Annotated in this window: 22 protein-coding genes; 9 read left to right on the top strand and 13 right to left on the bottom strand. The window is 72.3% G+C overall.

The features are described 5' to 3' along the window. Positions 1–3 precede the first annotated feature (3 nt). Both ACNKF0_RS17065 and ACNKF0_RS17060 read left to right on the top strand, forming a co-directional pair. Entirely contained in the window at positions 4–1,002 is a 999-nt protein-coding gene (locus ACNKF0_RS17065) for a 4-hydroxy-3-methylbut-2-enyl diphosphate reductase (RefSeq protein WP_299925325.1), read from the top strand. 13 nt (positions 1,003–1,015) lie between these two features. Further along, positions 1,016–1,639 carry an L-threonylcarbamoyladenylate synthase gene (locus ACNKF0_RS17060; protein WP_416954057.1) on the top strand — a complete coding sequence of 208 codons (624 nt, stop codon included), beginning with the start codon at positions 1,016–1,018 and terminating at the stop codon, positions 1,637–1,639. A gap of 4 nt (positions 1,640–1,643) precedes the next feature. On the opposite strand, the gene ACNKF0_RS17055 is transcribed toward ACNKF0_RS17060, so the two are convergent. The 4 genes from ACNKF0_RS17055 to ACNKF0_RS17040 are packed head-to-tail and all read right to left on the bottom strand — an operon-like array spanning position 1,644 to position 5,046. Then, positions 1,644–2,084 (bottom strand): DUF6542 domain-containing protein, encoded by a 441-nt coding sequence (locus ACNKF0_RS17055; RefSeq protein WP_416954055.1) that lies wholly within the window; start codon positions 2,082–2,084, stop codon positions 1,644–1,646. A gap of 22 nt (positions 2,085–2,106) precedes the next feature. Next, positions 2,107–3,270, bottom strand: a complete 1,164-nt coding sequence (locus tag ACNKF0_RS17050; protein WP_416954053.1) for a DNA recombination protein RmuC — start codon at positions 3,268–3,270, stop codon at positions 2,107–2,109. Positions 3,271–3,318: 48 nt separating this feature from the next. Further along, the gene (locus ACNKF0_RS17045; protein WP_416954051.1) at positions 3,319–4,254 is read right to left on the bottom strand and encodes a phosphotransferase; all 936 of its coding nucleotides are present in this window, start codon (positions 4,252–4,254) and stop codon (positions 3,319–3,321) included. A gap of 12 nt (positions 4,255–4,266) precedes the next feature. Continuing rightward, complete coding sequence (locus ACNKF0_RS17040) at positions 4,267–5,046, bottom strand: exodeoxyribonuclease III (RefSeq protein WP_416954049.1); 780 nt, start codon at positions 5,044–5,046, stop codon at positions 4,267–4,269. Between the two features lie 247 nt (positions 5,047–5,293). Between ACNKF0_RS17040 and ACNKF0_RS17035 the strand changes: the two genes are divergently transcribed. Together ACNKF0_RS17035 and ACNKF0_RS17030 are read left to right on the top strand one after the other, a co-directional pair. Continuing rightward, positions 5,294–6,103, top strand: coding sequence for a hypothetical protein (locus tag ACNKF0_RS17035; protein ID WP_416954047.1), 810 nt, complete (start codon positions 5,294–5,296; stop codon positions 6,101–6,103). Between the two features lie 109 nt (positions 6,104–6,212). After that, positions 6,213–8,024, top strand: coding sequence for an acyl-CoA dehydrogenase (locus ACNKF0_RS17030; protein ID WP_416954045.1), 1,812 nt, complete (start codon positions 6,213–6,215; stop codon positions 8,022–8,024). Here ACNKF0_RS17030 and ACNKF0_RS17025 read toward each other — a convergent pair. Then, positions 8,021–9,580, bottom strand: a complete 1,560-nt coding sequence (locus tag ACNKF0_RS17025; protein WP_416954043.1) for a PH domain-containing protein — start codon at positions 9,578–9,580, stop codon at positions 8,021–8,023. The two genes, ACNKF0_RS17030 and ACNKF0_RS17025, sit on opposite strands and share 4 nt — an antisense overlap. Next, positions 9,577–10,080 (bottom strand): PH domain-containing protein, encoded by a 504-nt coding sequence (locus ACNKF0_RS17020; protein ID WP_416954041.1) that lies wholly within the window; start codon positions 10,078–10,080, stop codon positions 9,577–9,579. Before ACNKF0_RS17020 ends, ACNKF0_RS17025 begins: the two co-directional genes overlap by 4 nt. A gap of 359 nt (positions 10,081–10,439) precedes the next feature. On the opposite strand from ACNKF0_RS17020, the gene ychF reads away from it, so the two are divergent. Further along, positions 10,440–11,516 carry a redox-regulated ATPase YchF gene (ychF, locus tag ACNKF0_RS17015; RefSeq protein WP_299925292.1) on the top strand — a complete coding sequence of 359 codons (1,077 nt, stop codon included), beginning with the start codon at positions 10,440–10,442 and terminating at the stop codon, positions 11,514–11,516. A gap of 57 nt (positions 11,517–11,573) precedes the next feature. Here ychF and ACNKF0_RS17010 read toward each other — a convergent pair whose 3' ends face one another. Further along, positions 11,574–12,269: an NADPH-dependent F420 reductase gene (locus tag ACNKF0_RS17010; RefSeq protein ID WP_416954038.1), complete on the bottom strand. Its 696-nt coding sequence runs from the start codon at positions 12,267–12,269 to the stop codon at positions 11,574–11,576. Between ACNKF0_RS17010 and ACNKF0_RS17005 the strand changes: the two genes are divergently transcribed. Together ACNKF0_RS17005 and ACNKF0_RS17000 are read left to right on the top strand one after the other, a co-directional pair. Continuing rightward, the gene (locus ACNKF0_RS17005) at positions 12,268–12,414 is read left to right on the top strand and encodes a hypothetical protein (protein WP_416954036.1); all 147 of its coding nucleotides are present in this window, start codon (positions 12,268–12,270) and stop codon (positions 12,412–12,414) included. The two genes, ACNKF0_RS17010 and ACNKF0_RS17005, sit on opposite strands and share 2 nt — an antisense overlap. A gap of 76 nt (positions 12,415–12,490) precedes the next feature. Then, positions 12,491–13,336 (top strand): alpha/beta fold hydrolase, encoded by an 846-nt coding sequence (locus ACNKF0_RS17000; RefSeq protein WP_416954034.1) that lies wholly within the window; start codon positions 12,491–12,493, stop codon positions 13,334–13,336. A 17-nt stretch (positions 13,337–13,353) separates the two neighbouring features. Here ACNKF0_RS17000 and ACNKF0_RS16995 read toward each other — a convergent pair whose 3' ends face one another. Beyond that, on the bottom strand, positions 13,354–13,923 hold the full coding sequence (locus ACNKF0_RS16995) for a GNAT family N-acetyltransferase (RefSeq protein ID WP_416954032.1): 570 nt from the start codon (positions 13,921–13,923) through the stop codon (positions 13,354–13,356). After that, a complete protein-coding gene (locus ACNKF0_RS16990; RefSeq protein ID WP_299925260.1) occupies positions 13,920–14,336 on the bottom strand; it encodes a VOC family protein in 417 nt (138 codons plus the stop codon). The genes ACNKF0_RS16995 and ACNKF0_RS16990 overlap by 4 nt, the downstream gene beginning before the upstream one ends. Positions 14,337–14,380: 44 nt before the next feature. Between ACNKF0_RS16990 and ACNKF0_RS16985 the strand changes: the two genes are divergently transcribed. Both ACNKF0_RS16985 and ACNKF0_RS16980 read left to right on the top strand, forming a co-directional pair. Beyond that, the gene (locus ACNKF0_RS16985) at positions 14,381–14,668 is read left to right on the top strand and encodes a glutaredoxin domain-containing protein (protein ID WP_416954030.1); all 288 of its coding nucleotides are present in this window, start codon (positions 14,381–14,383) and stop codon (positions 14,666–14,668) included. Between the two features lie 40 nt (positions 14,669–14,708). After that, positions 14,709–15,119, top strand: coding sequence for a YccF domain-containing protein (locus ACNKF0_RS16980; protein WP_416954028.1), 411 nt, complete (start codon positions 14,709–14,711; stop codon positions 15,117–15,119). Here ACNKF0_RS16980 and ACNKF0_RS16975 read toward each other — a convergent pair. The 4 genes from ACNKF0_RS16975 to ACNKF0_RS16960 are packed head-to-tail and all read right to left on the bottom strand — an operon-like array spanning position 15,116 to position 18,500. Next, positions 15,116–16,018 (bottom strand): pseudouridine-5'-phosphate glycosidase, encoded by a 903-nt coding sequence (locus ACNKF0_RS16975; RefSeq protein ID WP_416954026.1) that lies wholly within the window; start codon positions 16,016–16,018, stop codon positions 15,116–15,118. The genes ACNKF0_RS16980 and ACNKF0_RS16975 overlap by 4 nt on opposite strands. Continuing rightward, entirely contained in the window at positions 16,018–16,917 is a 900-nt protein-coding gene (locus tag ACNKF0_RS16970) for a carbohydrate kinase family protein (protein ID WP_416954024.1), read from the bottom strand. Before ACNKF0_RS16970 ends, ACNKF0_RS16975 begins: the two co-directional genes overlap by 1 nt. Before the next feature lie 34 nt (positions 16,918–16,951). Then, positions 16,952–18,169: an MFS transporter gene (locus ACNKF0_RS16965; protein ID WP_416954022.1), complete on the bottom strand. Its 1,218-nt coding sequence runs from the start codon at positions 18,167–18,169 to the stop codon at positions 16,952–16,954. Beyond that, positions 18,162–18,500: a DUF3054 domain-containing protein gene (locus ACNKF0_RS16960; RefSeq protein ID WP_416954020.1), complete on the bottom strand. Its 339-nt coding sequence runs from the start codon at positions 18,498–18,500 to the stop codon at positions 18,162–18,164. The genes ACNKF0_RS16965 and ACNKF0_RS16960 overlap by 8 nt, the downstream gene beginning before the upstream one ends. Position 18,501 lies beyond the last annotated feature (1 nt).

Genomic DNA, 18,501 nt, shown 5'->3' with positions numbered 1-18,501 from the left:
GCCATGAGCACCGACCTCGGCCTTCCTCCGGTCCTCGATCCCGAGACCGCCAAGAACGTCCTGCTCGCGGCTCCCCGCGGCTACTGCGCCGGCGTGGACCGCGCCGTGATCACGGTCGAGAAGGCGCTCGACCTCTACGGCGCACCGGTCTACGTGCGCAAGCAGATCGTGCACAACAAGCACGTGGTGGCCAACCTCGAGTCGCGCGGCGCGATCTTCGTCGAGGAGCTCGACGAGGTCCCCGAGGGCAGGACCGTCGTCTTCTCCGCCCACGGTGTCTCGCCGGCCGTCCACGCCCAGGCGGCCGAGCGCGGCCTGAAGACCATCGACGCCACCTGCCCGCTGGTGACGAAGGTGCACCACGAGGCCAAGCGGTTCGCCTCCGACGACTACGACATCCTGCTCATCGGCCACGCCGGGCACGAGGAGGTCGAGGGCACGGCGGGCGAGGCGCCCGACCACATCCAGCTCGTCGAGAGCCCGGCCGACGTCGCCCGCATCGAGGTCCGTGACCCCGCCAAGGTGGCCTGGCTCTCGCAGACCACGCTGAGCGTCGACGAGACGCTCGAGACGGTCGCGGCGATCCGGGAGAAGTTCCCGCTGCTGCTCGACCCGCCGAGCGACGACATCTGCTACGCCACCCAGAACCGTCAGCTCGCGGTCAAGGAGATCTCCTCGGCCGCCGACCTGGTGATCGTGGTCGGCTCGCGCAACTCCTCGAACTCCGTGCGGCTCGTCGAGGTGGCTCTCGAGGCCGGCGCCAAGGCGTCCTACCTCGTCGACGACCACACCGAGATCGACGAGGCCTGGCTCGAGGGTGTCGAGACCGTGTCCGTCACGTCGGGCGCCTCGGTGCCGGAGGACCTCGTCGAGGGCGTGCTCGCGTTCCTCTCCGAGCGTGGCTATCCCGACGCGCGCGCGGTGCACTCGGCCGAGGAGTCCCTCATCTTCGCGCTGCCGCCGGAGCTGCGACGAGACCTGCGCGCCGCGCAGAAGGCCTGAGGAGGAGCGCACGATGGCCCGCTACCTGGACATCCACCCGGACAACCCGCAGCCGCGGCTCGTCTCCCAGGTCGTCGAGGCCCTGCGCGCCGACCAGCTCATCGCCTACCCGACCGACTCCGGCTACGCCCTCGGGGCGCGGCTCGGCAACCGGGAGGGCCGCGACCGGATCCTCAAGATCCGTGAGCTGGACGACCGTCACCACTTCACGCTGATGTGCAAGGACTTCTCCCAGCTCGGGCAGTTCGTCCACGTCGACAACAACGCGTTCCGGGCGATCAAGGCAGCGACCCCGGGGCCCTACACGTTCATCCTCCCCGCGACGGGCGAGGTGCCCAAGCGGCTGATGCACCCGAAGAAGCGCACGGTCGGCGTCCGCATCCCGGAGCACACGCTCGTCTGCGCATTGCTCGAGGAGCTCGGCGAGCCGATCCTCACCAGCACCCTCATCCTGCCCGGCGAGACCGAGGCGCGGACGATGGGGTGGGAGATCAAGGAGGACCTCGACCACGCCGTGGACATCGTCGTCGAGTCGGGCGAGGTGACCGCCGAGCCCACCACGGTGATCGACTGGTCCGACGCCGAGCCGGTCGTCGTACGCCGTGGCGCGGGCGACCCCTCCCGCTTCGAGGCCTGACCGCTCAGCCGGCGGGCTGGCCGAGCTCGCGCTCGAGCTCGGAGGCGAGGTCGCCCTTGCGGTGGAGCCGCCAGCCGAGCCAGCCCAGGCACAGCGCGTAGCCGATGAACAGGGCGACGCCGTGGGTGGCGACCCCGGAGACGACGGCCTGCAGGACGCTGTCGCGGGGGTCGGCGACCGCGTCGCGCGCGACGAGGGAGATGAACCCGAACACGACCACCATGAGCACCGGTGGGAGCAGCGCGACGAGGTAGAAGTCCTGCCGTCGCACGAGCGCCGCCAGCCCGAGGCAGAGCGCCATGAAGCAGAGGTCGAAGAAGAGCGAGAGGCTGCCCACCAGGAGCACGTCGACGGCGACGGCGGTGAGCGTGAGGGCGACGCCCAGCAGCACCACCTGACGGCCCGGCTCCTGCCCGACCTGCCAGAACCCACCGGCCCGCGTCACGAGCTCCAACCTAGGACCGATCTCAGGCGCCTTGCGCGCGGCGCGCCGCGGCAGGTGCCGTGCCGGAGTGCTGGTCGAGGAGGTCGTCGAGCGTCGGCTCGCCGGTGGCACCCGGTACGCCGTCGAGGACACCCAGCTCGGGGGCGGCGGCCGAGCGAGGCACGGTCTCCACCTGGCGGGGGCCTTCCAGCTGGTCGTTGGTGACGCCGAGATCGGCAAACCGGCGCGCGGACACCAGCACGCGCCCCTCGAGCGACCCCATCGCCTGGTTGTAGGCGACGACGCTGGCGTTGAGGGAGCGGCCCACCTTGTCGAGGTGCCCGGCCATCGAGCCCAGCCGCGCGTGGAGCTCCTGCCCGAGCCGTTGCACCTCCTGGGCCTGGGCGTTGAGCACCTCGTGCTGCCAGCCCTGGGCGACCGTGCGCAGCAGCGCGATCAGCGTCGACGGGGTGGCCAGCACGACGTTGCGAGCCGCCGCCTGCTCGACGAGGTCGGGCACGGCCTGCAGGGCCGCCTGGAGGATCGCCTCGCCGGGGAGGAACAGCACGACGAACTCCGGGGTCCCGGCCAGCGCCTCCCAGTAGCGCCGCGACCCGAGGTCGGCGACGTGCTTGCGGACGTGCTCGCCGAGCCGGGCGAGCGCCCGCTCGTGCTCGGCGGGGTCGTCGGCCCCGGTGAGGTCGAGGAAGGCGGCGAGCGGCGCCTTGGCGTCGACCGCGATGGTGCGTCCGCCCGCGAGGGTGACGACGAGGTCGGGCCGCAGCCGCCCGTCGTCGAGCCGCGTCTGCTCGGCGAAGTCGCAGTGATCGACCAGACCGGCCAGCTCGACGGTCCGGCGCAGGTGGAGCTCGCCCCACTGCCCCCGCACCTGCGGCTTGCGCAGAGCCGTCGCGAGGGTGTGGGTCTCGTGCCGCAGCACGTCGGTGGAGTGGCGTACGTCGGCCACCTGCTGGTGCAGCTGGGCCTGCCACGCGGTGCGGTCGTGGGCCAGGTCGCTCAGCTGGTCCTGGAGCCGCTCGAGCCCGTCCTGGACGACGGCGTGGTCGGCGACGCGCTGCTGCAGTGCGGCGACTGCCGTGTCGTCGGCCGGGCGGCTGCGTGCCCAGAGCACGCCGATCACGGCACCGAGGGCCAGCCCGACGGCGAGGACGGCCGCCAGCGTCAGCACGAGGGGGAAGGTCTCCATGGGACCAGCATGGAGGTGGGCACCGACAGTCCCGCGGACGTCGGTCGCTCAGCGTGCGTCGGCCAGGACGGCGAGGTGCTCGGGGAGCGAGGCGCGCAGGCGGAGCAGCCGGTCGAGGGCGAGGGTCGCCTCGGCGGCGCCGAGCGCGGCGCCGTACGGGGTGTCGACGGGTGCCGTCACCTGGTGTGCGAGCCAGCCGGTGGTCGCCGCGACCCACCCGCCGAAGACCCAGGGCTCGACCAGCACCGAGGCGCCGGTTGCGGCGTACGCCGTCAGCACGCGCGCGAACCCGGCGACGTCGGTGCTCCAGTCGAGCCCGACCGCGACGGCCTCCCGGACCATCGACCGCGGACCTGCGGCGTCCCAGTCGAGCGCGAGCAGGATGGTGCCGAGGGCGAGGGTGTTCTTGGGGTCGAGGTCGCCGTGCGTGCCGGCGTGGGTGACGTGGAGACCGGTGGCTGCGGTGCGCTGCTCCAGCTCGGCGAGGTCCCCGGCGTGCCGGTGCAGGCGGGCGGCGAGGGCTGTCGGGACGTCGGGGCGCCCGGCCAGGGCGGCCCACCCGTCGGCGCCCCGCGGTCGGTCGTCGAGCGGGGCCTCGACGTGGTCGGCCACCGCGTGGATGCGGGCTGCCAGGGCACCTGCCTGCTCGAGCCAGTCTGCCGGCGACACCGGCCGGCCCTCGACCCAGCGGTGCACGCGCACCAGGTCGGGCCCGACCGCGGCGAGGCAGCGACCGTCGACGGGCACGGGCTCCGGGCAGGGGACCCCGGCGTCGAACGCGGCCTGCTCGACGGCGTACGCCGCCTCGACGTTGGAAGCGAAGTCGGGCGCGCCGGCGTTGGTGCGCATCACCTTCACGGCGTAGCGGCCGGTGTCGGTGTCCACCCGCCACAGGTCGTTCGACAGCCCGCCCGGCACCGACGCCACAGAGTGGACGGTCCCGAGCCCGAAGGTCGCTGCGACCTCGTCGGCGTGGGGGAGCATCCGCGCTGGGTCTCAGTCCAGGTCGACGACGACCGGCGCGTGGTCGGACGGCGAGCCCGAGCCCTGGGCTGGGTCGCGCTCGTCGCGGTCGACGAAGGCGCCGCTGACCCGCGACGCGAGGGTGGGGGAGGCGAGGACGAAGTCGATCTTGAGGCCGCGGTCGCGCTCGAAGCGCTGCCGGTAGTAGTCCCAGTAGGTGTAGCCGGCGTCGTGGGCGCGGGTCACCTCGGCGTACCCGTCGTCGAGGAACCCCTGGAAGGCGGCCCGCTCGGGCGGCGTCACGTGCGTCGACTTCGCGAACTGCTTGACGTCGAAGACGTCGTCGTCGGTCGGGCAGATGTTCCAGTCGCCGACCAGCGCGGTCTCGCCGTCGAGCCAGCCGCTCGCGGTCGCGCGCAGCCGGGCCAGCCAGTCGAGCTTGTAGGTGTAGTGCGGGTCGTCGGGCTTGCGGCCGTTGGGGACGTAGAGCGACCAGATGCGCACGCCGCCGCAGGTCGCCCCGATGGCGCGCGACTCGGCCGCCACGGGGTCGCCCCAGCCGGGCATGTCGGTGAAGCCGACCTCGACGTCCTCGAGGCCGACGCGCGACAGCAGGGCGACGCCGTTCCACTGGTTGAGCCCGGCGACGGCCACGTCGTACCCGAGCGCCTGCAGGCCCATCAGCGGCAGCTGGTCCTCGCGTGCCTTGGTCTCCTGCAGGGCGAGCACGTCGATGTCGTGGCGCTGCACGAACGCCTCGACGCGGTCGATGCGGGAGCGGAGGGAGTTGACGTTCCAGGTCGCGATGCGCACGCCTCCACCCTAAGGAGGGCAGTTCGGGCCGTACGCCGTGGGGCGAGGAAGTCTTTACGCAGGAAACTCTTTACAGATCGGGGCTTCGTGGGGGAGGTTCATCGGCACGCACCTGTCTCGGGAACTCGTGCCACCACCTGCTCCACCCTGTCGGACGCTGACCACCTCAGCTCGAGGTCACGTCCGGCGCTGCTCAGGACTCCGAGATGGCGTGTGCCAATCCCCCCATCAGGAGAGAAGAAACAGCATGCAGCGCAGTCGACTCGGGGCGATCGCCCTCAGCTCCGCCGCACTCCTCGGCGCGGCCCTCGCCTCACCGGCAATGGCCATGACGGACTCGGAGATCCCGTCCTTCCAGGAGTTCCAGTCGTCGTCCTACAAGGACGTCGACCAGCAGTACATCGTCAACGGCGACGAGCCGGTCAGCACCACCGGCGACCTCAAGGACTACTACGACCGGATGGTCCACGGCTCCGAGGAGGCCATGGAGGAAGGGCTCGTCGTCAACACCGTCGGCGGCGTCCAGGACAAGTGGTCCACGGCGCAGGTCGGCAACCTGACCTACTGCGTGAGCACCAAGTTCGGCTCGCGCTACACCGACGTGGTCAACGCGATGGCCGCCGGTGCAGCCCTGTGGGAGGGCGCCGCGCCGCGGATCAACTACGTCCACGTCTCCTCGCAGGACGGCAGCTGCACCACCCGCAACAAGAGCGTGCTCTTCTCGGTCGAGCCGGTGCAGACCACGCAGTACATCGCCCGCGCATTCTTCCCGAGCACTCCCAAGCGCTCGCGCAACGTGCTGGTGGACGACTCGATCTGGACCTCCGGTTCGTGGACCCCCGCCAACATCATGGGCCACGAGCTCGGCCACACGCTGGGCTTCCGTCACGAGCACACCCGGCCCGAGGCCGGCACGTGCTTCGAGGACAACAACTGGGTCCCGCTGACGCCGTACGACTCCTCGTCGATCATGCACTACCCCCAGTGCAACGGCACGTCGAGCAACCTCAGCATGACGGCGACCGACCGCCAGGGCGCGGCCGTCGCCTACCCCTGACGCACCCTCCTCACCCAGCCCCGAGCGCCCCTTCCGTCCCGAGCGGAGGGGGCGTTCGGCCTGTCCGGACCGTCGGGACGCCCGGGCTACTTCCGGGTAACCTCGGCGTGTGCCCACCCCTTCCTCGCCCTCGACGATCCTCTCCGCACGCGACCTGCAGTTCCTGCTGTTCGAGTGGCTCGACGTCGAGCAGCTGGCCGAACGGCCCCGGTTCGCCGAGCACGACCGGGAGACGTACGACGCCCTCCTCGCGCTGTGCGAGCAGCTGGCCACCGAGCACTTCGCGCCGCACTACCGTCGCAGCGACATCGAGGAGCCGGTGTTCGACGGCGAGAAGGTGCACCTCATCCCGGAGATCGCCACGGCGTTGGACGCCTTCGCCAAGGCCGACCTGCTCACACTGAGCCTCGACGAGGAGATCGGCGGTCAGCAGGTCCCGCACGTCGTCGCGTCGGCGTGCATGGCGTGGTTCACCGCGGCCAACATCGGCACGGCGGCGTACTCCTTCCTCACCGTCGCCAACGCCGGGCTGCTGCTGGCCCACGGCACCCCCGAGCAGGTCGAGCGCTACGTGACCCCGATGCTGGAAGGGCGCTTCTTCGGCACGATGACGCTGTCCGAGCCGCACGCCGGCTCCAGCCTCGGCGACGTCCTCACGCGTGCGGTCCCCGCCGACGACGGCACGTTCCGGATCTTCGGCAACAAGATGTGGATCTCCGGCGGCGACCACGAGATGGGCGACAACATCGTCCACCTCGTCCTGGCCAAGCTGCCCGACGCTGCGCCCGGCACCCGCGGCATCTCGCTCTTCGTGGTCCCCAAGCACCTCGTCGGCGAGGACGGCTCGATCGGCGAGCGCAACGACGTCGCGCTCGCCGGGATCAACCACAAGCTCGGCAGCCGCGGCACGGTCAACACCGCACCGGTCTTCGGCGGCGGCTCCTTCACGCCCGGCGGCGCACCCGGAGCGATCGGCTACCTCGTCGGCGAGCCCGGCAAGGGCCTGTCCTACATGTTCCACATGATGAACGCGGCCCGGCTCGGGGTCGGGATGTCCGCCACGACCACGGCCTACACCGCCTACCTCAAGTCGCTGGAGTACGCCCGCTCCCGGCCGCAGGGCCGCCGGCTGACGGGCGCCGACCCCGGTGCGCCGCAGGTGCCGATCATCGAGCACGCCGACGTGCGCCGGATGCTGCTCGCGCAGAAGTCCTACGTCGAGGGCGCCCTGGCCCTCAACCTCTACTGCTCGCGTCTGCTCGACGTCCAGGCGACCGCGCGCGACGAGGAGGAGCGCACGGAGAGCAGCCGGCTGCTCGACCTGCTCACGCCGATCGCGAAGTCGTGGCCCTCGCAGTGGGGCCAGGAGAGCAACAGCCTGGCCATCCAGGTGCTCGGCGGGTCCGGCTACACCCGCGACTACGACGTCGAGGCCCACTGGCGCGACCAGCGGCTCAACCCGATCCACGAGGGCACCCACGGCATCCAGGCGCTCGACCTCCTCGGCCGCAAGGTCCTCGGCGGGGGCGGCGCCTCGCTGACGGCCCTCGCCGCCCGCATCGCCGACACCGTCGGCCGGGCCCGCGACCTCGGTGGCGAGCCCGCCGCCCATGCCGACGCGCTGCAGACGGCCGTGGACCGGTTGGGCGAGGTCACCCTCGCGCTCGCCGGGCTGGGCGACCCCGAGCGCACGATGGCCAACGCCACCGTCTACCTCGAGGCCGCCGGCCACGTCGTGATCGCCTGGATGTGGCTCGAGCAGCTCGTCGCGGTGGGGGAGAAGACGGGCGACTTCTACGACGGCAAGCGGGCAGCGGCGCGCTACTTCTTCCGCTGGGAGCTTCCCAAGGTCGGCCCGATGCTCGACCTGCTGGCCTCGGGCGACACCACCACGCTGGAGATGCGCGACGCCTGGTTCTAGGCCGAGTTCCGGGCGTGGCTCCGGGCCGGTTGCGGGGTCGGGGCGCGCCCCACGAAGTCGGAGAGCAGCCCGGGCGTGGCCCGGTCGGCCAGCGCCACGGCCACGTCGAGACGTACGTCGCGGACCAGCACCCGCTCGGTGCCCGCGGCGGTCGTGGCCGTCAGGTCGGCGAGCCCGATGCGGCGCTGCCACCACGACTGCGAGACCACCCAGCCGATGATGCCCTCGGTCTCGAGCACCGTGCGGATCCGGGCGAACGTGCCGCCGCCGGCGACGAGGTGGTCCCCCGAGAGCGCGTGCCCGAGGTGGCGGTACGTCGCCTCGCCCGCCGCCGCCGCGAGCACGAGGAGCGCGACTCCCACCGCGGCGAGCCACCACCACGTGAGGTCGAACCACCACCAGCCGACGGCCAGCAGCACGATGACGTCCAGTGCGTTGCGGAGCTGGCGGAACCATGCGCGCCGGCGGGCCTTCGGCCCGTGCTCCACGAGCGGCTCGACCAGCGGCCCGTGGCGGTCGAGCACCGCCTCGCCGACCGCGACGGCGACGTCGCGCGGGCACGGCGGCAGGACCTGCGTGACGCCGTCCTCCACGCCCGTGGCCAGCGTGGACAGCTCAGCCCCGCCGACCAGCCGCATCAGCACCGGCTCGGTGATCTCGACGCCGCGGACCTTCGCCTCCTCGACCGTGATCGAGCGGGTGGTCACCAGACCGGAGGTGAGGTGCAGCGAGCCGTGCTCGCGCACGAGGCGGAAGCCCCACCACTGCAGGACGTAGCCGGCGACCGACACGACCAGCCAGAGGACCAGCGCGCCGACGGAGAGCACGAGCGCGATGGCGGCGACGGCGAACTGCGTGAGCCACTGCCAGACCGAGGTGGCCGTCTCCTCGTTCCAGATCGGCAGGTCGTCGGCGAACTGCGACAGCACGCCGAGCCCGCCGAGCACCAGGACGAGCCGGCCGAGGCTGAAGGGCGCGAAGCGCAGCCACGACCAGTCGATCTGCGCCAGCGGCAGCGCGGGCGCGGGAGCCGGGGGCGGCGGGGCGACGGGCTCGTCCGACCGCTCGGTCACGAGGTCGTCGGACCGGCCGGCCGCCTGCTCAGCGACCGCGCGACGCGTCAGCAGCGTCGTACGCAGTGCCTGGGCGTCGGGCGCGGCGAGGGCGTCGAGGGTGATGCGGTCGTCGTCGACGCCGGTGCCGATCTGCACCTTCTGCAGGCCGAGGATGCGGTGCATCAGCGATGCCTCGAGGTCGACGCTGCGCACCCGGTCGAGCGGAGCGGTCGAGGTGGTCTTGTTGAGGACGCCGCTGCGCACCTGGATCTGCGTGGCGGTGAGGCGGTAGTGGGTGGTCAGCCACGGCAGCGCACCGAGGAGGAGCGGGCCGATGATGGCGAGCGGGATGATGATCGGCCAGAACTGGGTGTCGCTCCGGCTGATCCCGACCAGCGCGATGACCAGGGGCACGATGGCCTGGCCGACGGCCTTCACGGGGTCGAGCAGGAGCTTGCGCGGGCTGAGCCGGACGTAGCCCTCGCCGGGCTCGGGGATCACGTGGCGTCGTCCTCGGTGGCCGCGGTGATGGCGGTGAGCCGGGCGACCACGTCGCGAGCGACGTGCTGGTCGAGGCAGTCGACGGTGATCGGTCCGGCGGCCGACGCGGTCGTGACGGTGATCGAGGCGAGCCCGAACAGCCGCATCAGGGCGCCCTGCCGGGAGTCCACCGTCTGCACGCGGCTGATCGGCGCGATGCGGGTCTCCCGGCCGATCCAGCCCTCGCGCGTGTGGACGGCCGTGTCGGTGACCTCCCACCGGTGCACCCGGAACCGGATGCGCGGCATCGCCAGCACGTGGACGGTCGCGAGCAGTGCCAGCAGCACGACGAGCAGTCCGACCCACCCCGGGACGCCTGGCACCAGCACGTAGGCGGCCGTCGCGGCGAGCACGAGCACGGCGTCGCCGATGAGCGCCGAGACCGTCCAGAACGGGATCGCCCGCGGCGACACCTGCTGGCTCGGCTCGCGCAGCACCGGCGTACCCCCCACGTCAGTCATGACCCGAAGTCTTGCAGGTCGCCCCGAGCGACCGGACGACGCGAACTTGTGCAACGGCGAGCGTCCGCGAGGCATGTGGAGGACTTCTGCAGGTTCGTGCAGTGCACACACCTGACCCAGCCCGGACCTTCCCCGTCGCGGTCCGGACGGGGTTTGGTGGCGGGGCCAACGGGTCCTCCAACGACCTGTCGATGACCGGGGCGGATCGCGCGGGGGTGCGGTCTGTCCACGGCTCCTGACCGACGCCGAGGCGCGCAGGAGAGAGGGCCCGGCCGGGACGGTCGGGCCCTCTGCCGTCCTCCCTTCCGAGCCGGCCACGAATCGCTCGCGCGCCGCGCGCAGCCGTAGACTCCCCGCCCGTGGCTCTCACCATCGGCATCGTCGGTCTCCCCAACGCGGGCAAGTCGACGCTCTTCAACGCACTGACCAAGAACGACGTCCTCGCGGCGAACTACCCGTTCGCCACCATCGAGCCCAACGTGGGCGTCGTCGGCGTCCCCGACGAGCGGCTCCCGCAGCTCGCGGAGGTCTTCGAGTCCGCCAAGCAGCTGCCCGCCACGGTCGAGTTCGTCGACATCGCCGGCATCGTGCGCGGCGCCTCGCAGGGCGAGGGCCTCGGCAACAAGTTCCTCGCCCACATCCGCGAGTCGGCCGCGATCTGCCAGGTCACCCGCGTCTTCCGCGACGAGGACGTCACCCACGTCGACGGCGAGGTCAACCCCGCCAACGACATCTCCACCATCCAGACCGAGCTGATCTTCGCCGACCTCGAGACCGTCGAGAAGGCGATCGCCCGGCTCGAGAAGGAGTCGCGCAAGGTCAAGGACCTTGTCGCCAACCTCGAGGCGGCCAGGGCCGCCAAGGAGGCACTCGAGTCCGGCACCCCGATCATCGCCACCGACATCGACCGCTCCCTGCTGCGCGAGCTGTCGCTGCTGACGGCCAAGCCGTTCATCTACGTCTTCAACTGCGACGCCGACGAGCTCGCCGACGAGGCCCTCAAGGACAAGATGCGCGAGATCATCGCGCCGGCCGAGGCGATCTTCCTCGACGCCAAGTTCGAGGCCGACCTGGCCGAGATGGACGACGACGAGATGGCGCACGAGATGCTCGCCGAGATGGGCATCACCGAGTCCGGTCTCGACCAGCTCGCCCGCGTCGGCTTCGACACCCTCGGCCTCCAGACCTACCTGACCGCCGGCCCCAAGGAGACGCGGGCCTGGACGATCAGGAAGGGCGCCACCGCTCCCGAGGCCGCCGGTGTCATCCACACCGACTTCCAGAAGGGCTTCATCAAGGCCGAGATCGTCTCCTTCGACGACCTGATGGCCGCCGGCTCCATGCTCAAGGCCCGTGAGGCCGGCAAGGTGCGCATGGAGGGCAAGGACTACGTGATGGCCGACGGCGACGTGGTGGAGTTCCGCTTCAACGTCTGACCCGTGGGAACGGTCGGGTCGAGGGAGCCCGAGCCGTACGACCCGACGGTTCCCCGGTCAGCCCCGGGTCGCGGCCGTGAGCGCGTCGCGCAGCTCCTGGGCGCCGACCCGCTTCGCGGTCGCACCGCTCCACGTGCCGTCGGGACTGCCGTCGTAGGGGAGGCCGTACGCCGGGGTGTCGGGCTGGAAGCGCCAGCCCTCGGCGAGCGGTCCCGCGTCGACGACGTCGTACCCGATCGTGTCGAGCAGCTCGGTCGCGGTCTGCTTGGCCGCGGTGTCGTCACCGGCGATGGCGAGCACGCTGCGCTCGTCGCTGCCGGCCGGCGCCTCGGGGCGGGCGAGCGCGCCGAGGTGCTCGAAGAAGATGTTGTTGAACACCTTCACGACGCGGGCGCCGGGGAGCGTACGCGCGGTGAGCTCGCTCGCGGTGGTCGAGCCGTCGTCGAGGTCGGGGATGCGGCCGTCGCGCTGCGGGTAGTAGTTGCCGGTGTCGAGCACGACCTGGCCGTCGAAGGCGTCCGCCGGAAGGTCGTCCAGCGCCTTGAGCGGCACGGTGAGCACGACCAGGTCGCCGGCGGAGGCCGCGTCCGTGGCGGTCCCGGCCCTGGCGCGGGGCCCCAGGTCGGCCACGAGGTCGGCGAGGGTCTCCGGGCCGCGGCTGTTCGCCAGCACGACGTCCACCCCTGCGTCGACCGCCAGGCGGGCGACGGTGCTGCCGATGTGTCCTGCTCCGACGATTCCGAGTGTGGTCATGACGACCCGAACGCCCTTCGTCGCCTTGATGTTCCGCCGGCCGAGCGGCGCAGGTGCCGCCGATCGGACCGAACGCCCGCCGGCCGGGTCGTCGTACGCGTGGAGCGAGGTCGGCGCGAGCCGTTCGGTCCGTACGACGGCGTGATCTTGGCCCCAGCGCCGCCGCTGCGGGCGAGTTCGGGGTTACCGTGGGGTAACCCACCGACGACCGCGGAGGAACGATGATCCCCCTGGCTCCACAGACGGTCGTGCTCCACGGCCACGAGCTGTCGTACGTCGACAGCGGCTCGGGGCCGGTCGTCCTCTTCATCCACGGCATCCTCGGGTCGCAGCGACAGTGGTCCCACCTCGTCGACGAGGTCGACGACGACCACCGCGTGGTGGTGCCCGACCTGTTCGGGCACGGCGACTCGGCCAAGCCGACCGGGGACTACTCGCTCGGCTCGCACGCTGCGACCCTCCGAGACCTGCTCGACCACCTCGGCGTCGAGCGGGTCACTCTCGTGGGCCACTCGCTCGGCGGCGGCATCGCCATGCAGTTCTACTACCTCTTCCCCGAGCGGGTGGACCGGCTGGTGCTCGTCGCCAGCGGCGGCCTCGGTCGGGAGGTCAACCTCGTGCTGCGCTCGGCCACGCTCCCGGGCGCCGAGCAGGTGCTCGGCGTGATCGCCTCCGGGCCCGTGCTGGAGCGGGTCGAGGCGCTCGGCCGGGGAGCGCAGAAGGTCGGCTGGAAGCCGGGCGCCGACATCGGCGCGATCTGGCGGGGCTTCACCTCGCTCGGCGATCGCGAGAGCCGCCGGGCGTTCCTCGCGACCACCCGAGCCGTGATCGACATCGGTGGCCAGAGCATCAGCGCCCACGACCACCTCGCCGGCGTGACGCCACCGCCGACGCTGATCGTGTGGGGCTCGAAGGACCGGATGATCCCGGCCTGGCACGCGCTGAGCGCGCAGCGGGCACTGCCGCAGTGCCGGGTCGAGCTCTTCGAGGGCGCCGGCCACTTCCCGCACCTCGACGATCCCGACCGCTTCGCGCAGGTCCTGCGGGACTTCATGGCCGAGGCCTGACGCGTACGACGTGGGCCTCAGGTGGTGGCGGCCCGCGCGCGCCACTCGTCCTCGAGCATCGCGAAGCTCAGCTGGGTGGTCCAGGCGCCCTTGAAGTGCACGTTGTCGACGAGGCGGGCCTCCTGCCTCATGCCGAGCCGGGCCAGCAGCCGCGCGGACGCGGTGTTGTCCTCGATGCAGACGGCCGTGATGCGGTGGAAGCCGAGGTCGTCGAAGCCGAGGCGCAGCATCGCGGTGGCGGCCTCGGCGGCGTAGCCGTGCCCCTGGTGCTCGCGGCCGAGGGCGAAGCCGACCTCGCCCTGGCCGTCCGAGGCCCACTTGAGCAGCACCTCGCCGATCACGGTGCCGGTCGACCGCAGCTCGACGGCCAGCACGAGCCACTGGCCGTGGGCGACGAGCTCGGTCTGGGTCAGCTTGACCTGCAGCGTCTCCTCCGTCGCCGCGCGGTCACGTTCCGGCCACGGGACGTAGCGCACCACCTCGGGGTTGGAGTGGAAGGCGACGAGGTCGTCGAGGTCGTCCATCCGGTGGGGGCGCAGCAGCAGCCGCTCCGTGCCGATCGGCAGGACGACGTCGAGCCCGCTCACAGCGAGAAGTGACCGGGCGCGAGGCTGCGCAGCACGCAGAACTCGTTGCCCTCCGGGTCGGCCAGCACGGTCCACGACTCCTCACCGGTCTGCCCGACGTCGGCGTGGGTGGCACCCAGGGCGAGGATGCGCTCGACCTCCTCCTCCTGCGACACGTCGACGGGGGAGACGTCGAAGTGCGAGCGGTTCTTCACCGCCTTGGGCTCGTCCACCTTCGCCAGGAAGATCGTCGGGCAGACCGGTCCGGCACGTACGGCGTCGAGCAGGGCCTGGTCCTCGACCCGCTCGGGGCCGATCTCCACGAGGCCCGGCTCGCGGTGCACGACGACCCAGCCCAGGACGGCGCACCAGAAGTCCGCGAGCAGGTCGGGGTCGTGGCAGTCGAGGGAGATCTCGGTCAGTCGGGAGGCCATGCATCGATCCAAGCAGCGTTCCGGGCCCAGGCATACTGGCCCACGTGTTCAACCGGAAGCCCGCATCGGTGTCGGCCGCCGAGGGTGCGCGCGCCGCTGGGGACGGCCGGGTGGTCGTCTACTGGCGCAAGGGTTGCCCCTTCTGCAAGCGGCTCCAGCTGGTGCTCGGCAAGCGGGTCGCCGACGTCGTGTGGGTCGACGTGTGGGCCGACCCCGCCGCATCGGCGTACGTCAGGAGCGTGAACGGCGGGGACGAGGTCGTGCCGACGGTCGTCATCGACGGTGTCGCGCGCACCAACCCGCCGCCGCGCGCGGTGGTCGCCGCGCTCTGAGGGCCTGCCAGGGCAGCCGACGGTCTGGTTGGATCGCCACGTGCGCCTGCTCCTCAACGTCATCTGGCTGGTCTTCGGCGGCTTCTGGCTGTTCCTCGGCTACGTGCTGGCCGGGGTGCTGCTGTGCATCCCGATCATCACGATCCCGTGGGCGATCGCGTCCTTCCGGATCGCGGGGTTCGCGCTGTGGCCGTTCGGCCGCACGATCGTCGCGAAGCCGTCAGCGGGCGTCGGGTCCTTCGTCGGCAACGTGATCTGGTTCGTCCTGGCCGGGTGGTGGCTGGTGATCGCCCACGTCGTGTCGGCCGTGGCGCTCGCGGTCACGATCATCGGCATCCCGCTCGCGCTGGCCGACCTCAAGCTGATCCCGATCTCGCTGGCGCCGCTCGGCAAGGACATCGTGCCGACCGGGGACGGGGAGTTCGACCGCCGGCGCCAGCAGCAGAGCTAGCGCGAGGCGTGCTCGCGCGCGATGGCCGCGCCCAGACGGGCGTTGTGCTCGACGAGCGCGATGTTGGCCGTGAGCGAGGCGCCGTCGCTGATCTCCACGATGCGGCCCAGCAGGTAGGGCGTGGCGTCCTTGCCGGTGATGCCGAGGGAGTCCATGTCGGCGAGCGCCTGCTCGATGATGCCGCCGATCTCCCCGGCCGGGATCTCCGACTCGGCGGGGATCGGGTTGGCCACGACGACGCCGCCGGCCAGTCCGAGGTCCCACTTGGCCTGCATCAGCGCGGCGACCTCGGCGGGCGAGTCCACGCGCATCGGGGCGCCGAAGCCCGACGAGCGCGAGTAGAACGACGGGAACTCGTCGGTCCCGAAGCCCAGGACCGGCACCCCGAGCGTCTCGAGCTTCTCCAGCGTCAGCCCGATGTCGAGGATGCTCTTCACCCCGGCGCAGACCACCGCGACCGACGTCGTCGACAGCTCGGTGAGGTCGGCCGACACGTCGTACGACGTCTCGGCACCGCGGTGCACGCCGCCGAGCCCGCCGGTCACGAAGACGCTGATGCCGGCGAGGGCCGCGAGTCGCATCGTCGACGCGACGGTCGTCGCGCCGTGCAGACCGCGCGACACGACGTAGGGCAGGTCGCGGATCGAGACCTTCATGACCGAGGCGTCCGAGGCCAGCAGCTCGAGGTCGTCGGCGGACAGGCCGATGGTCGGCCGGCCGTGGAGCACCGCGATCGTCGCCGGCACCGCGCCACCGTCGCGGACGATGCCCTCGACGGTGCGGGCCATCGCCACGTTCTGCGGGTAGGGCATGCCGTGGCTGATGATCGTGCTCTCCAGCGCGACGACGGGCTGGCCCGACGCGAGCGCGTCGCGGACCTCGTCGGTGATGGTCAGCATCAGGGGCTATCCTCGGGTCGCGCGAGCACGTCGCCCAGGTCGGGGCGGACGGTGTGGGGACTCTCGACGGTGGCTGCCGCGGCGCGGTGCCCGAGGTGGGCGGCGGTGACGGGGTCGGCCCCGCGCAACCACGCCGCGACCCAGGCGGCGAGCATCGCGTCGCCCGCGCCGGTCACGTCGACGACCGTGGCCGCAGCGGCCGGCAGGTGGGTCGGCTCGTCGCCGCGGCTGCACATCCAGGAGCCGCTGGCGCCCTGCCGCAGCCACACGTGCTCGACGCCGCGGTCGTGTAGGTCGCCGACCGACGCGCGCCAGTCCGCGGCGGGCCGGCCGGTCAGGGCGGCGAGCTCGTCGGTGTTGGGCGTGACGAGGAACAGGTCGTGCACCAGGTCGGCGAGTCGCCCGGCCTTCGCCACCGAGACCGGCTCGAAGACGAGCGGGACCCCCGCGTCCCCGGCCGCCGCGACGACCCGGGCCGCCTGGGCGCGGGCGAGGTTGCCGTCGAGCACGACCAGCGCCGCGTCGGTGAGGTGGACGGTCTCGAGCACGAGCTCGTCCACGATCGCCATGTCGGACACCGCTGCCACGAGCTCGCCGCGGTCGTCGAGCACGGCGGTGTACGTGCCGGTCGCGCCGGGCGCGCGGCGTACGGCCGACACGTCGGCACCGCACGCGGCCGTCACCCGCAGCGCCTCGTCGCCGAAGGCGTCGTCGCCCACGGCCGACACCAGGCGCACCGGAGCGCCGAGCAGGCCGAGGCAGGCGGCGATGTTGCGGCCGACGCCGCCGGGGGAGATCCGGGTGTGCCCGGGGTTGCTGGTCGCCGGGACGAGAGGTGCCGAGGTGCGGGCCACGACGTCCATGTTGGTGCCGCCGACGACCACCACCCACTGCCTCACGCGCAGATCCTGACAGAGGGGCGCGGCGCGCGGGTCAGATCTCGTCGTCGACGTACGTCGGTCGCGCGACGCGCACGCCCGCGACGGTGAGCGGCACCGAGGTGAGGGCGAGCAGCACCAGGATGAGCGTCCAGCCGCCGGTGGCCTCGTGGACCAGGCCGACGAGGAACGGGCCGACGGCGGCGAGGGCGTAGCCGACCGGCTGCACGAACCCGGAGAGCTGCGCGGTCACCGATGGGTGGCGGGTGCGGGCGGCGATGAGGGCGATCGCGGTCGGGAAGGCGAGCCCGGAGTAGCCGAGCATCAGCGCCCACAGCCACGGGAGGGTGGCCGGCGCGAGGAGCAGGCCGGTGTATCCGAGGGCGAGGAGCACCCCGAACGACACCGCCATCGCCCGCAGCCCGCGTCCGCGGGCGATGATCGTGGGCAGGACGAGGGCGCCGGCGATGCCGACGCTCGAGAGCAGGGCCTGCAGCGCCCCGGCGTGCGAGGCGGAGATACCGGCGTCGCGGTAGACCTGCGGGAGCCAGCCGAACTGGACGTAGGCGTGCATCGACTGCACGCCGAACAGGACGGTCAGGGCCACCGCGGTCGGCGAGTGGACGATGCGCCCGCTGGGGGCCGCGTCGCCGTTGACCTCGTGCTCGGCGGGGGAGCGGCGCTCGTGGACGGTGAGCCACGCCCACAGCGGCAGGGCGAGCACCGCCAGGAGGCCCCACATTCCGAGGCCGGCCCGCCACGACCCGGCCGCTTCGCTGACGGCTGCCGTCGCCACGGAGCTGAGGGTGGCGCCGACGACGAGGCCGGTGCCGTAGACGGTCATCAGCGCGACCGTGTGCCCGTGGGCCTTGATCCACGCGGGCACGAGGACGTTGCCGACGGCCATCCCGGCCAGTCCGACGACGGTGAGCAGCAGGAACACCGGTACGTCGGTCGCCGTGGCGCGCAGGAGCAGGCCGAGTGCAGCCGCGACGAGGCCGAGCGTGATGCCCGCGGTCATCCCGACCCTGCGCGCGAAAGCCACCGACACGGCACCGACGAGGCCGAAGACCAGGCCGGGCAGGCCCGTCACGGCTCCGGCGACCGCGGCACTCATGCCGAGCCCGGTCCGCAGCTCCTCGAGCACGGGTCCGACCGACGACGCGCCGGGCCGCAGGTTGACCGAGACCAGGGCCACGGCGGCGAGGAGGACGCCGAACGCGAGGCCGGTGGAGCGTACGGCGCCGCGGGGGCGGGCGTCGGCGTCAGCCACGGGCACCGAACCTCGCACCGAACCTCGGCAGCACCAGGAACGCCCCCAGGACGAGCGTGGCCACCACGACGAACGCGGTCGCAGTGCCCTGCCCGCTCACCTGACGCAGCACCATGCCCCCGACGAGCGCCCCCGCCCACACGACGAGTCCGGACGTCACCGCGGCCGGCGGCCGCCGGGCGGCAAGGAGCACCGCCCAGCCGAGCAGCGTGCCGGCGAGGAACGGCCACGCCGTCGTCCACCAGCCAGCGACGGTGAGCGACTCGTCGTGGCTCGCCCGCCCGATCGCCGCGAAGACGGCGACGAGCAGGAGGTCGACCGCGAGCCACATG

The organism is Nocardioides sp. T5 (genome assembly GCF_048161455.1).
GTDB lineage: Bacteria > Actinomycetota > Actinomycetes > Propionibacteriales > Nocardioidaceae > Nocardioides.
The sequence above is the reverse complement of the archived record's forward strand: the minus strand, read 5'-3'. Positions and strand labels throughout refer to the sequence as shown.